At 60.9% G+C, this 14,352-nt stretch carries 8 protein-coding genes; 5 read left to right on the top strand and 3 right to left on the bottom strand.

Features of this window, described 5'->3' with window-relative positions; translation table 11 throughout:
• Positions 1-32: 32 nt before the first annotated feature.
• Positions 33-863, bottom strand: a complete 831-nt coding sequence (locus tag KY495_RS13505; protein WP_219879937.1) for an ion transporter — start codon at positions 861-863, stop codon at positions 33-35.
• 66 nt (positions 864-929) lie between these two features.
• A complete protein-coding gene (locus tag KY495_RS13500; protein WP_219879936.1) occupies positions 930-3,227 on the bottom strand; it encodes a CHASE domain-containing protein in 2,298 nt (765 codons plus the stop codon).
• Positions 3,228-3,465: 238 nt separating this feature from the next.
• Here KY495_RS13500 and KY495_RS13495 point away from each other — a divergent pair, with 238 nt between their 5' ends.
• From KY495_RS13495 to KY495_RS13480, 4 genes are all read left to right on the top strand, one after another.
• Positions 3,466-5,808: a M1 family aminopeptidase gene (locus tag KY495_RS13495; RefSeq protein ID WP_219884241.1), complete on the top strand. Its 2,343-nt coding sequence runs from the start codon at positions 3,466-3,468 to the stop codon at positions 5,806-5,808.
• A 45-nt stretch (positions 5,809-5,853) separates the two neighbouring features.
• Positions 5,854-8,214 (top strand): M1 family metallopeptidase, encoded by a 2,361-nt coding sequence (locus KY495_RS13490; RefSeq protein ID WP_219879935.1) that lies wholly within the window; start codon positions 5,854-5,856, stop codon positions 8,212-8,214.
• Complete coding sequence (locus tag KY495_RS13485) at positions 8,211-8,705, top strand: DUF6702 family protein (RefSeq protein ID WP_229518293.1); 495 nt, start codon at positions 8,211-8,213, stop codon at positions 8,703-8,705. Before KY495_RS13490 ends, KY495_RS13485 begins: the two co-directional genes overlap by 4 nt.
• A 312-nt stretch (positions 8,706-9,017) precedes the next feature.
• On the top strand, positions 9,018-9,371 hold the full coding sequence (locus KY495_RS13480; RefSeq protein ID WP_219879934.1) for a DUF5071 domain-containing protein: 354 nt from the start codon (positions 9,018-9,020) through the stop codon (positions 9,369-9,371).
• Between the two features lie 265 nt (positions 9,372-9,636).
• Here the strand turns inward: KY495_RS13480 and KY495_RS13475 are convergent, their stop codons facing one another.
• The gene (locus KY495_RS13475; RefSeq protein ID WP_219879933.1) at positions 9,637-12,189 is read right to left on the bottom strand and encodes a DUF1631 family protein; all 2,553 of its coding nucleotides are present in this window, start codon (positions 12,187-12,189) and stop codon (positions 9,637-9,639) included.
• Between the two features lie 391 nt (positions 12,190-12,580).
• On the opposite strand from KY495_RS13475, the gene KY495_RS13470 reads away from it, so the two are divergent.
• Positions 12,581-14,293, top strand: coding sequence for a putative bifunctional diguanylate cyclase/phosphodiesterase (locus KY495_RS13470; protein WP_374040955.1), 1,713 nt, complete (start codon positions 12,581-12,583; stop codon positions 14,291-14,293).
• Positions 14,294-14,352 lie beyond the last annotated feature (59 nt).

The raw sequence follows: 14,352 nt of genomic DNA, 5'->3' as shown, positions 1-14,352 counted from the left end.
CGTAAACGAAACAGGGGCTGACCAGGATGGGCTTATTGGCCGCGCGCCTCCTGCGCCCGCGCCAGCTCGTCGCGCAGCTGCGCCACCTGTTCCTGCAGCTCGCGCAGCGCCTGCAAGGTGGCGCCGTCGGCAGCTTCGACATGGTCGCGCCCGATGAAGTAGGTGGCGATGGTGCCTGTAAAATAGCCAAACACCGCAAACGCATAAATGGCCAGGAACATGCACAGCACCCGGCCCTCCCCCGTGCGCGGCCAGTACTCGCTGCCCATGGTGGTCATCATCATGCCGGTCCACCACAGGGCCGACCAGAAGTCGTCGATCCCTGACGCACCCGCGGCACTGGCGACCTTGCCTTCAAAATGCAGCATGCCGGCCGCACCGGCCAGCGTGACGATCAAAGTAATCGCCAGTACATAGCCGAAACCGCGCCGCTGCATGGTCTCGCCCAGTGCGCGCATGCCGCGGTTGATCGACGCCAGGATGCGCACCAGCGGCAGGCCGCGCAGGCGCGACAGGCCGCGCAGCACGCGGGCGAAGCGCAGTACCCGCAGCGCCGGCAGCACCAGCGCGATCACCGTCAGCCAGTTCTTGCGCATGTAGGCCAGCTTGCGCGGCGCCAGGATCAGGCGCAGGGCAAAGTCGGCAATGAAGATGACCCAGATGACCGTGGTGGCAGTGTTGCCGGTATCGCCCAGCCCCCGGGTAAGATCGACCACCATCAGGCAAAACCAGGCCAGCCCCAGCAGGGCCATGGGGGTTTCGAGCGCGTTGTGAATGCGATGCAAAAGCTGGAGCCGATTGCGGTTCAGGGCAAAGCTTGTCGCGCCGGACGCAGTCGGATCACTGGGGGGCTTGTGTGCCATGGTGCGAGCCTCGGGTAAATGTCCCCGCAGTATATGCGCGCTGCCAGGTCCACGGCGCACCGCGGGTCAGGGAATCGACAGCAGCTTCAATTCCACGCCCTCCCCGTCGCGGCGCGGCGCCACGCATGGCATGCGGATGGTGACGGTCGTGCCTTGCCCCGGCGAGGATTCAATTGCGATGCTGCCGCCAAGCATGCCGGTGACGATGTTATAGACAATGTTCATGCCCAGCCCGGAGCCGCCCTGCCCCATCTTGGTGGTGAAAAAGGGATCGAATACCTGGTGCAGGATCCGGGGCGGCATGCCCACGCCATCGTCGGCAAACACCAGCATCAGATGGCCGTCGCCGGTCTCGCGCACCGAGATGGTCATGCTGGCGTGCGCGCGGCCCTCAAAGGCATGCAGCAAGGCGTTGTTGATCAGGTTTGACAGCACCTGGCCCACGCCACCCGGATAGGAGTCGATGACCAGCCCTGGCGGGCAGTCGATGCGGGTGTCGCAATTGGCCCGCTTGAACTGGGCGGCAAAGGTGGCACAGGTGTCGCCAATGACCTCGCTCAGGTTGAACCGGCGCCGCTGGTCGCTGGTCTGGTCCACGGCCACCTGCTTGAACGAAGTGATCAGGTCGGCCGCGCGGTGCAGGGAACTGGTCATGATGCTGCACGCGGTCTTGGTGTCGGCCACCATGGTCTCGAGCGCCGAGCGCTTGATGCCGCCGTCGGCATACTGCTTTTCAAAGCCGCGTACCATGTCGTCAAGCGCGGTGGCCGTGAGCAGGCTGTTGCCGATCGGCGTATTGAGTTCATGGGCAATCCCGGCCACGAGCGAGCCGAGCGAAGCCATCTTTTCCGACGTGATCAGATTGGTCTGGGCCTGGTTGAGCGTGTTCAGCACGTTCGACAGGTCGCGCTGGGCCGCCTCCACCGAGGCCTTCTGGCGCGCCAGTTCCGACAGGCTGGTCTGCAGGCCGTCGCGGGCATCGAGCAGGGCCGCCTCGGCATGCTTGCGGTCGCTGATATCCTGGATCACCCACACCTCTTCGCCGGCCAGGGGCGACTCGCCCACCGCCTTGCCATTGATGAGGCACCACATCACGCTGCCATCCCGGCGCACCAGTTCCAGTTCGCTTTGCGCGCGCCGGGTGAGCGGATCAATACGAAACGCCTGCTCGTGGCCCTGGGTCAGGATGGCACTGGGCTGCCCCGCCAGTTCGCCCGGCCCATAGCCCATGATGTCTTCCATGCCCCGATTGCAGCGCACCACCTGGCCGTGCGCAAACAGGGCGATGCCGACGCTGGCGCTGTCCTGGAAGGCGCGCTGCTCTTCCAGCGCGCCGCGCACCTGCGCCGCCAGCGCGCGGCTGCGGGCCCACGCGATCAGAAGCGCCGCGATGAGCATGCTCACCAGGGTGCCCCCGAGGGCCACCAATACCACCGGCGTCAGGTTCTGGCTGTAGCGGGGACCCTCCAGTGCCGCCAGGCGCATCACCCAGCGCCGCTGCGCCACGTCCAGGTGCTTGTACACAACCATGCCGGGAATCGGACGGGCACCGCTGCCCGGGCTGGAAAACATCAGCTTGTCCGGCGCCGGTGGCGCCGCGGCCTGGCCGTCGCCCGCATCGTCGATGCGGATGGCAAGGTTCGGCGCCAGTACCGGGTCGAGCACTTCCTGCATCAGGTTATTGACGCGAAACACAATCGCCACCCAGCCCACCAGGGCCGCGCGCCGCTGCGCCACCGTGGTGGCCGGCAGGTCCTGGCGGTAGACCGGGGCGCGCGCCACGAAGCCCGGTTCACCCGTTTTGTCCTGGACCAGGGTGATGCGTTCGGTGGCCACCAGCTGCCCGCTGTCGCGGCCCAGTTCCAGCGCGGCCCGGTGCGGCGGCAGCGCCGCCAGGTCCAGCCCGAAGGCGATCTCGTTGCCGGCCAGCGGCTCGCTGTATTCAATGATGTAATGGCGCTCGCTCTTGACGACCGGATGGACCGCAAAGTCGGGATAACCCGTCGTCAGGAGCGACGTGTCGCCGCGCACGCTGGCCTCGAAGCGCGGCACATCGCCATCGGGCACGTCGCGCACGAACTGGATTGCCTGGAAACCAGGGTAGCGCTTGCGGATGTCGAGTTCGTCCACATAGCGCACAAACTGGGCGCGGTTGATCTTGTCGTTGATAGTAAAGGCACCCTTGATCGACAGCAGCGTGTCGAAATAAATCTTCAGGCGTGTGCTGGTATCGGCAGCGATCTTGTCGGTGTCGCGCTGGAAGGTATTGCTGATCCGGGCCTGCTGGGCATCGCTGACCTTCATGCAGGTCCACGCCGTCAGGCACATGCCAATCACAAACGCCAGGTACCCTTGGGTTCGCATACGCTGCGCTCCAAAACTGGTCCGCCGGCCATCGCCGGCAAGGTCGAGGGACTATAACATATTGACCCTTGGAAAATAGATCATCTGCATGCGACGCGGTTCCGCGCCCGGCATATGTATATGCATGCGGCGCGGCCCGGCGTGGCATGTTTCAGGTTTTTTACAATTCCAGCGGACAATTGACTATTCGGTAAGGCTAGAATGCCTGATCCCAATCCTTACCCTCAGGTTACGTATGATGCGTCTGCCGTTCGGCCTTGCGGCCCTCTGCTTCACGATCTCGGTGTCGGCTGCCGAACCCTTCGACGACAAGTTCCGCCAGCTCGAAGAAGTCCTCCCCACCGGTAACGCAGTGCGCAACGCCGCCGGCGCCCCGGGCCACGCCTACTGGCAGCAGCGCGCCGACTACACCATCCGCGCCACTCTCGATGAAGCCAGGCGCACCATCACCGCGACCGAAACCATCACCTACCACAACAATTCGCCCGACACGCTGACCTACCTGTGGCTGCAGCTGGACCAGAACATCTTCCGCAAGGATTCCGACGCCCTGGCCTCCTCCACCGTCGCCTCGCGCGAAGCGTGGGCGCGCGCCCGCGGCGCAGACGACGGCGTGCGCTTCGAGACCATGCGCTCGATTCTGGAGAACCGCAATTTCGACGGCGGCTTCAACATCACCGCCGTCAAGGGCGCAGATGGCGCGCCGCTGCGGCACGTCATCAACAAGACCATGATGCGCATCGATCTGCCGCAGCCGCTTAAGCCTGGCGCGCGCGTGGCCTTTTCGATCGACTTCAACTACAAGATCAGCAACGCCAAGGTCCAGGGCGGGCGCACCGGCTACGAGAGTTTCGAGGACGACAAGAACGACCTGTTTGAAATTTCGCACTGGTTCCCCCGCATGGCAGCCTACTACGATGTCTACGGCTGGCAGCACAAGCAATTCCTGGGCAGCGGCGAATTCACGCTGGAGTTTGGCGACTATGACGTGCAGATCACGGTACCAAGCGACCATATCGTGGCCAGCACGGGCGAACTGCAAAACCCGGAAGCGGTCCTGACAGCCGTGCAGCGCGAGCGCCTGAAGGCGGCCAGGACGGCTTCCAAGCCGGTCATCATCGTGACCCAGGCCGAAGCGACGGCCGCCGAAAAGGTGCGCGCGCCGGGCACCAAGACCTGGCACTACAAAGCGGCCAATGTGCGCGACTTCGCCTTTGCCTCAAGTCGCAAGTTCATCTGGGATGCGCAGGGCTACAAGAAGGGCGGCACCGACATGATGGCCATGTCCTACTACCCCAAGGAAGGCAACCCGCTGTGGGAGCGCTACTCGACCCAGGCCATCGTGCACACGGTGGAGCAGTACAACAAGTACTCGTTCGACTACCCGTACCCGGTGGCGATCTCGGTCAATGGCCCGATCGGCGGCATGGAATACCCGATGATCTCGTTCAACGGCCCGCGTCCGACCAGGGACAAGAAGACTGGTGAGCTGACCTGGTCGCGCCGCACCAAGTATGGCCTGATCAGCGTCATCATCCATGAAGTGGGCCACAACTACTTCCCCATGATCGTCAACAGCGACGAGCGCCAGTGGACCTGGATGGATGAAGGCATCAACTCCTTTGTGCAGGGCCTGGCGCAGGATGCATGGGAAAAGGATTATCCCAACTCGCGCGGCGAGCCGCGCGGCATTGTCGACTATATGCGCAGCCGTAACCAGGTTCCGATCATGACCAACTCGGAATCGCTGGTGCAGTTCGGCGCCAACGCCTACGCCAAGCCGGCCGCCGCCCTCAACGTGCTGCGCGAAACGGTGCTGGGGCGCGAACTGTTCGACTTTGCCTTCCGCGAGTATGCCCAGCGCTGGAAATTCAAGCGCCCGACGCCGGCCGATTTTTTCCGCACCATGGAAGACGCTTCGGGCACCGACCTTGACTGGTTCTGGCGCGGCTGGTTCTACACCACCGATGCGGTGGATGTAAGCGTGGACGGCATTACCGAATATGGCGTGAGCAGCAAGAATCCGGATGTGGAAAAGGCATGGCGCAGGGCCCAGAAGGCCGCCGAGCCGGTGTCGGTATCGGACCAGCGCGACCGCGACATGCCGCGCCGGGTCGATTCCCAGCCGGAGCTGAAGGACTTCTACAACGAGCATGACGAGTTCACGGTCACCAACAAGGACCGCAACAAGTACAACGAGAGCGTGGCCGAACTGGAAGAGTGGGAAAAGGCACTGCTCAAGCAGGGCAAGCACCTGTACCTGGTCGACTTCACCAATGTGGGCGGGCTGGTGACGCCGCTGGTGCTGGAGATTGAACTCAAATCCGGCAAAAAATACATCGAGCGCATCCCGGCCGAAGTATGGCGCTACTCGGCCAAGAAAATCACCAAGCTGATCGTCACCGACGAGCCGATGGTCGGCCTGACCCAGGACCCATACTGGGAAACGGCCGACACCGACACCTCCAACAATGCCTGGCCGCGCAAGATCACGCCATCGCGCCTGGAGCTGTTCAAGACCGAAAAGGGCAAGGATGACCTGATGAAGGATTACCGCACCCCGCTCAAGGGCAAAAAATAAGGCAGGCGCAGCGCGCAGCAAGACAGACGATTGAGAAGAGGCTTTATGTTCAAGTACCACGCCGCGGCGTTCATTACCGCCATTGCCTGCCTGGCCCTGCCGGTGCAGGCAGCCGACCCGTTCGACGACAAGTTCCGCCAGCTGGAAGAGCTGCTCCCGACCCCGGGCGAGACGCGCACCGCCTCCGGCGCACCGGGCCACGCCTACTGGCAGCAGCGCGCCGACTACGTCATGCGCGCCACGCTCGACGAAACCAGGCGCCGCATCAGCGGCGCCGGCACCGTCACCTACCATAACAATTCGCCCGACACCCTCAACTACCTGTGGGTACAGCTGGACCAGAACATGTTCCGGGCCGATTCGGACAACCGCAAGATCGCCAGCTACCCTTCGCGTGATGCGTGGGCGCGCGGCGGCGCCACCGAGGGTCTACGCTTTGAAGGTCTGCGCCACGTGCTCGAAGCGCGCCAGTTCGAAGGCGGCTTCAATATCACGGGCCTGAAGACGGCGGACGGCCGGCCACTGAAGTACATCATCAACGGCACCATGATGCGGATCGACCTGCCGCAGCCGATGGCGCCCAAGTCGCGCTTCGTGTTCCAGGTGGAGTGGAACTTCAACATCCCGGAAATGCAGGTGCTGGCGCGCCGTTCGGGCTACGAGAAGTTTGACGAAGACAAGAACGACATCTACGAAATCGGCCAGTGGTTCCCGCGCATGGCAGCCTACTATGACGTGACGGGCTGGCAGAACAAGCAGTACATCGGCGACGGTGAATTCACGCTGGAGTTTGGCGACTACGACGTGCAGCTGACGGTCCCCGCAGACCATATCGTGGCCAGCACCGGCGTGCTGCAAAATCCGCAAGCCGTGCTGACCGCCACCCAGCGCGAGCGGCTGGAGCGGGCGAAAACGGCCACCAAGCCGGTCATTATCGTCACCCAGCAGGAAGCCGAAGCGGCCGAAAAGCAGCGTGTCAGCGCCACCAAGACCTGGCACTTCAAAGCTGTCAATGTGCGCGATTTTGCCTTTGCCTCGAGCCGCAAGTTCATCTGGGACGCGCAGGGCTTCAAGAAGGATGGCACCGACGTCATGGCCATGTCCTACTACCCGAAGGAAGGCAATCCGCTGTGGGAGCGCTACTCCACGGCCGCCATCATCCACACCATTGAGCAGTACAACAAGTACTCGTTCGACTACCCGTACCCGATCGCCATCTCGGTCAACGGTCCGGTGGGCGGCATGGAATACCCGATGATCTCCTTCAACGGCCCGCGGCCGACCAAGGACAAGAAGACGGGCGAGCTGACGTATTCGAGCCGCACCAAGTATGGCCTGATCGGCGTGATCATCCACGAAGTGGGCCACAACTACTTCCCCATGATCGTCAACAGCGACGAGCGCCAGTGGACCTGGATGGACGAAGGCCTCAACACCTTCCTCGAACTGCTTGCCTCGCGCGCCTGGGAAAAGGGCTTCCCCGGCCAGGCGGGCGATCCGCGCGACATTACCGCCTACATGCGCAGCAAGAACCAGGTGCCGATCATGACCAATTCTGACTCGGTGCTCCAGCGCGGCAATAACGCCTACAACAAGCCGGCAACGGCACTCAACATCTTGCGCGAGACGGTCCTGGGACGCGAGCTGTTCGACTTTGCCTTTCGCGAGTATGCCCAGCGCTGGAAGTTCAAGCGCCCCACACCGGCCGATTTTTTCCGCACCATGGAAGACGCGTCGGGCACCGACCTTGACTGGTTCTGGCGCGGCTGGTTCTACACCAACGATGCGGTCGAAGTGAGCGTGGACGGCATTACCGAGTACACGGTCAGCACCAAGAACCCGGAAGTGGAAAAGGCCTGGCAGCGTGCGCGCAAGCGTGCCGAGCCGCGCGCCGTGGGCGAAACGCTGGACCTGTCCATGCCGCGCCGCGTCGACGCCCAGCCGCAGCTCAAGGACTTCTACAACGAGCATGATGAATTCACGGTCACCAACAAGGACCGCAACCAGTACCACGAGACCATGGCCACGCTGGAGCCGTGGGAAAAGGCACTGCTCAAGCAGGGCAAGCACCTGTATCTGGTCGACTTTTCCAATAGCGGCGGTTTGGTGACGCCGCTGGTACTGGAGATTGAACTCAAGTCCGGCAAAAAATACATCGAGCGCATTCCGGCCGAAGTGTGGCGCTACTCGCCCAAGAAGATCACCAAGCTGATCGTCACCGACGAGCCGATGGTGGGCCTGGTGCAGGACCCTTACTGGGAAACGGCCGACATCGACACCTCCAACAATGCCTGGCCGCGCAAGACGACGCAGTCGCGCCTGGAGCTGTTCAAGACTGAAAAAGGCAAGGATGACCTGATGCGCGACTTCAAGACGCCGCTGGCAGCGCCCAAGGCGGCCAAATGAAGCGCCAATTCATGCGCGTGCTGGCGGCCGCCCTGCTGCTTGGCGCGGCCGGCGGCGCGCTGGCGCACCGCTTCCATTTCGGGATCGCGGAAATGAGCGAGAACCCGCGCAGCGGCAGCGTGGAAATCATCCATACCCTGATGGCGCATGATGTCGACGCGCTGCTGGCGCGCCGCCACAAGCGCCAGGTCGACCTGTCGACGCCGGAAGATGAAGCGCTGCTGCGCGCCTACACCGACGAGAAATTCTACGTGCTGGGCAAGGATGGCAAGCGCCTGCCGCTCAAGTGGGTGGGCATGACGGCGAGCGTGGAGAACGTGGTGATCTATCAGGAACTGGACGGCGCAACGCTGACCGACATCGCGCGCGTGCATGACGAACTGCTGGTCGACTTCCTGCCGCGCCAGGTGAATACCGTCAACGTGCGGCGCGGGGCCAATGTGGTGTCGCTGGCCTTTGACCGCAAGAATCCTGAACGCAAAATGAAGTAAATGCCGGTGCCAAGGAATAGCGCGACTGAGTCAGCTGAGAAATCCTGTTCCTGTTCAGGTACATTGGCGGGGATGAGGTCTGCCTGGGGACGAGGCTGTGTAAAACCGCGAGATTTGCGGGGCTTCAGGGTCTCTTTACCATTTCCGACACCGATAAAACGCCGTGGCGCGCGTTTTTGCAGGGTCGAGCGCTTCGGGTACCTCGGCGCTTTCGCGTTTTTACCTTCCCTGGCGACTCGACCGGCCTAATCTGCAGCCAACAATAGCAGCTCGCAACGACGCGTTGCTTCCAGAACGCTACAAGGCTTAAGGATGACACCTGTCGATAAACATGATGTAGGAACGGCTAAAGCAATCGTTACCGCAGGGGATGCTGGCGACCCTCGCTTACTCGATTGGGTTGCAGACCTGAACTGGCCAGTTGCTCAGACGTTGGTCCCGTTCCTTGCAAGTGCAGGTCGAATCGTAGCGCCGGGCATTCGTGAAGTTCTTGCGTCAGATGACGACACGTGGAAATGGAGCGTAGTTACTGGGATCATCGCGCGCTCGCCGGAGTTAGTCATGTTACTTCGGCCAGAACTGGAACGTATGGTGAAGGTGCCATCGCAAGGCGAGCGCGATGAGGGCCTTGACCAGGTGGCCAGTGAATTGCTGGACCGAATATAGCGCCGAAGCATTCACTTGATCCGGCATGGGCGTCCGCAATGGGGGGGCGATAGCCGCCACTTAAGTATCCATATGGTCGAACTGGCTGCAGCATCGGGCGTGGAGGCGCGAATTTTTTTTACGTTAGGCCGTGACAGAGCAGCTGCGCGTCCAATCAGAATGATGCCGATATTTTCAGGGCTTACATCCCGACATGGCACTTGCCGGAGTCAACTTCAACTCGGCGGGATATTTAAGCGCATTCGTGCGTCGCCAAGCCGACTGCTCAGTCCATCCTGTCCGCTGACTCCAGCAAGGATGCCAATGCGCGTTCGAACAGCGGCGTGGCCTCCAAAAAACTGACGCGGCCACTCTGATACAGGCGCAGAAACAAGCGGACACTGATCATCGACGGCGTCACCTGTCCGTCGAGCGTCAGCACGATATGGGCGGCGTTCGCATCGATCCAGTTGAGTCGGCCCAGACTGCGTTCCTCACCCACAGTGATGGCGATGGCGATGCCGCTTCGTAAGCGCTCCATCACGCTCGCGCTCGACTCAAGTGGCAAGACCGGCATTGGCGCCGGACCGCGCGCGTTGTCGTCAACCGGCACGCCTTCGGCATGATCGAACACGCTATCGAGAAGTTGAATCTGGAAATCGCGTTGCTTGATCGATTCATCCAGGAACTGCCGGTACTTGTCCGAGTTGGCGCAATCGCCCCCGGCCAGATCAGTAGCCTGCGCATTGATAAATTGATCGAAGTGCCGGTGAAATGATGACCGACTCGCAGCAGGCGAATCTTTTTTGCGCGGGCGCAGGGCCTTGGTATGGGCGTCGACCAGCCAATTCAACAGGCGCTGCTGACGCTCTTCGGCCTGGTCCGTCATGGCCAAACCCTCCCGCAGCGTGTCCAACATACCTGGAAGCAAAGCAAACAAATCAAGACGGTCTTGTTTGCTGACCTTAGGGGTAGTACTCCATAGAAGATCGGGCACAAGCAACTTGAAAGAATGGGCCGCACCCGGATCCCTTCGCCCGCTGATCTCTAACACCTGCACCCAATCATTGACGAAAAAGTCATGCAAAAACGGATCGACCGACAGACCAGTCAAAGCGACATTCATTTTGGCAGTGGCATCCATGAAGCGCAAGGTACGGCTTTGGGCTTGCGCTGCCAAGTGCACGGCACGCTCGACATTGACATCACCGGCGCCCAGCTCATTTTCAATGAAGGCGTCGAATTCATCGAGCATGCTGGAAAACTGATCGACGCCGCCCCGTCCATCACGCAACAATACTTCCACGATGCGGCAAACTTCAGCGGTGATCTTTTCACCCCTCGGCTCGACCTGGATCACGCCGAGCGAAATCGAGCCTATGCGGTTCAGCAACAAGCGCACAGGATGCTGTTTTTGGGTCAGCAAGCTGGTGTCGAACAGTGCAATCTTCAATACCAAAAATTGCAGTCGACCTAATTGTGCCCGCACCTCTGCGGGCACCAGGGGATCGCGCAGAATAAACTCGAACAACATCGCGACGATATCGATTGTCATCTTTTCAGCGACATCGTCGGTCATGGTGTTGAGACTGACGCGCTGTTCCAGCAGCAGATTTCTCACCTCGCATATCTGCGGACCAGCCGCTGCACCTTCCAGTATCAGTTGATCGACCGAGGCGGCCAGTCGCATCGTCGCAGTGCGTTGGATCTTGCCAGCCAGGCCCCCGCCACTGTCACCGCGAAAAAATTTGCGCAACGCCTCGCCGACCATCTGTCTGCCGCCTAACCAGCTGCCCGTTGCGATGCCGGTGCCGGTGCCGGCCAAGGGCGCGTCATCGCGCGCCTCACGCGAACTGGCACCGTCCCCATCGTTGCTGCCCCGGCCGGAATAGCCCGAACTAGGCGCCAATCCCTCGTCCTGGTCTTGTTCCTGACGCCGGAATGGGGGCTGGTGTGCACCACCATGTCGGCCTGATCTCTGGTCTGCCTGCACAGGCGCGATGGTGTCTGCCGACGTTGTCGCAGCCATTTCCCTGACCATGTGGAGCAATTGTTCGACCGTGCGCGTGCTTGCAGCGGCTGGCGTCCTGTCGGCCCCGCCATCGTGGCATCTTGCCGCCGTGCCGGGGGCTGCCGGCGCAGCCGCTTTCACATCGGCCTCGACCGGCGGCGCTGGCTCAGGTTTGACTGTCGGCCTGCGCCTTGCCATCTGAACCTGCGCCTCGATTCCATGGTGGGCCAGCAGCGTATTGACATCATCGTAAATCTCGGCGACCAGCGGCTCCATGCTCTCGCCCAGCTGAGCAAGCAGGACGCCGGCTAACTCGACCGGAACACCCAGGCTTTCGACAGCCATTGCAATGCTGCGTGACAATAGGTAAGGGCGAAATGGGTTTTCGCGTTCTTTGATCGCGTCTTGCTCGAACAAGTGTGCGATGCGGACATTCAAATCGCGTAGCGGCTCCTCGGCGGCGTTGCGAAAACGGTTGGTCATGTCACCGATACGCAATTCATCTTCAAACGCACTCGAATCGACCAGCGTAAGCTTGCCTGCACGCAGACTGGAAAAAAATGAAGGCCGAAATGTACTGTAGGAGGTCTCCATACTGCGGCTCAGCAGTTGGTCCATGCTCCGTTGCAGTTGCAGGCGCAGATCGGCATCGCGCCCCAACAGGATGCCGCGGGCATCGAGATAACGCATTTGATCGACCGACCTGTAGCTGCCGTTAGTCTTCTCAAACAATGCGCCGGCGCTGAGCGTCAGCGCACGATCAACCGATTTCAAAAAACCGCGCCGATATTCTGCCAGCGTTGCAGACAATAAATCATTGCGATCCATGCTTTTCCTAAGTTCCCTGATTTCGCTGGCACCGTTTCGTCGGCTAATTCCGCGAATTCTACATTGATAACTCACATCAAGTCTGACAGAAAACCGAAAACACAGGATTTAATTCATGCAGTACTTTTCCGTGATGCCAACGAAAACCGCTCCAATCGCCAATCGGCGAACGCATATCTTTGGCGCGCCTTGATACTCGGGAAAGCTTTCTCGCCGATACCGGTCCGTCCTCATGGCAGTTACAATAGGCAACGAATTACCTGTGCAGTCCGAATTCTCAAATGCCAATCACCATCGTGGATACCAGCATGTCCGAAATGCTAACATTGTTCAAGCGCCCCGCTGTGTTGCCTGGCATTGCCGCTCACACGTGGTCAAGCCATCCGAGCCCATGAAGGCGCGTGTATCTCATTCGGACATGGTGATTGTAGTGTTCTTCTTGGCGCTGATCATCGTCCTGCAAATCCTGGGCTTACTGGTCATCCATCAGCGCAATGAAGCCGACGACGGCCACGCCGCAAGCCTGCTGATCGGCCTGGCCATAGCCACCATGGTCACGGGCGCCGCCGGCGTTGTTTCCGTCATACAGATGGCGCGTCGGCGCCGGTATCCCGCCAGCACCGGACGGCGCGCGGGCAACAGCCAGATAGAGTTCATACACGAACATGAGATCAGTGAATTGGCCGATGCGTTTTCCAACATACGCGACAAAGTGGCCGCGCGCGAGCAGGAAATCCACCGCCTCGCCTATTGGGACCGGCTGACCGAGCTACCTAACCGTGCCCAGTTTGTCCTGCAGTTGGACGCATCGATTGCGGACGCAGAAAAGCGCGGGCATTCGGTGTTTGTACTGATGATGGATCTGGACCGATTCAAATACGTCAACGACGTCATGGGCCACAGTTATGGCGATTCGTTGCTGCGCGTGGTTGCACAACGCCTGCAGCTGGCATTGGCTGATGGCACGCATGCGCCGGCCACACTCGCCCGTCTGGGCGGCGATGAGTTTGCCGTGCTGCTGCCCGGTACCGGCATCGAGCAGGCGCAACGCATGGCATCGCGCATTCTGGCATCCCTGGAAACACCGCTGTCGCTGGAAGACCAGACGGTCGACATCGGCGCAAGCCTCGGCATTGCCGGCTATCCGGAGCATGCCGCCGGCAGCCACACCTTGCTCAGCGTTGCCGAGGTGGCCATGTATGCCGCCAAACAGCGCAAGGATGGCGCAGTCGTCTACGATGCCAGGATCGATGGTTCGAGTGAAATAAACCTTTCACTGCTGAGCGAAATGCGCGCCGCCATGGAACGTGATGAATTCCGGCTGCGAGTGCAGCCAAAGATCAGCCTCAATACGGGTCAGGTGGTCGGTTTCGAGTCGCTGGTGCGTTGGGAGCACCCGGAACGGGGCTTCCTGTTCCCGGATGAATTCATTGCTTTTGCCGAGCAGACTGGCTTCATTCGAATCCTGACACGTTGGGTGCTCGAACAATCGGCTACCTTGTGCCAGCAACTGGCCGCTGTGGGTATCGATCTGAAAGTGTCCGTCAACCTGTCCCCGCGTGACTTGCTCGACCAGGACTTGCCGCTCAAGTTTGGAGAAATTCTGGCGCGCCACCAGCTCGCGCCGTCCTCGTTCTGCCTGGAGATCACCGAAAGCGCCATCATGGACGACCCGGTCCGCGCCCAGCAAACCCTGGAACGCCTGCATGCGATGGGTTTTTCCCTGTCGATTGATGACTTCGGCACGGGCTATTCCTCACTGGCGTACCTGAAGCGCCTCCCGGTGGATGAACTGAAGATCGACAAATCGTTTGTACTGAACATGGAGCATGATATCGATGACACCAAGATCGTCCGTTCCACCATCGACCTGGGTCACAACCTCGGCTTGCGCGTGGTCGCCGAGGGAATCGAAAGCGCTGCGGTTTGGCATTTGCTGGCGGCGCTTGGATGCGACCAGGGCCAAGGACATTTTATGGGTCGTCCCATTCCAGGAAACCAGTTGATCGACTGGATTGCCGCATGGCGCGCACCGACGGGGGGCAGTCCCGATAAGCGAAGCAAAGCACTTGATGGATATGATGGATCTGAAGAACGAGGTTAAGCGCAAAGTTCGGGAGCCTGTCCGCGCAGCGTGATTGGCGCTACGCGTCGTATGGGCCT

This window comes from Massilia sp. PAMC28688 (assembly GCF_019443445.1).
Taxonomy (GTDB): Bacteria; Pseudomonadota; Gammaproteobacteria; order Burkholderiales; family Burkholderiaceae_D; genus Telluria_A.
Note: the sequence above shows the minus strand (reverse complement) of the source record. Positions and strands in the feature narration are given on the sequence as shown.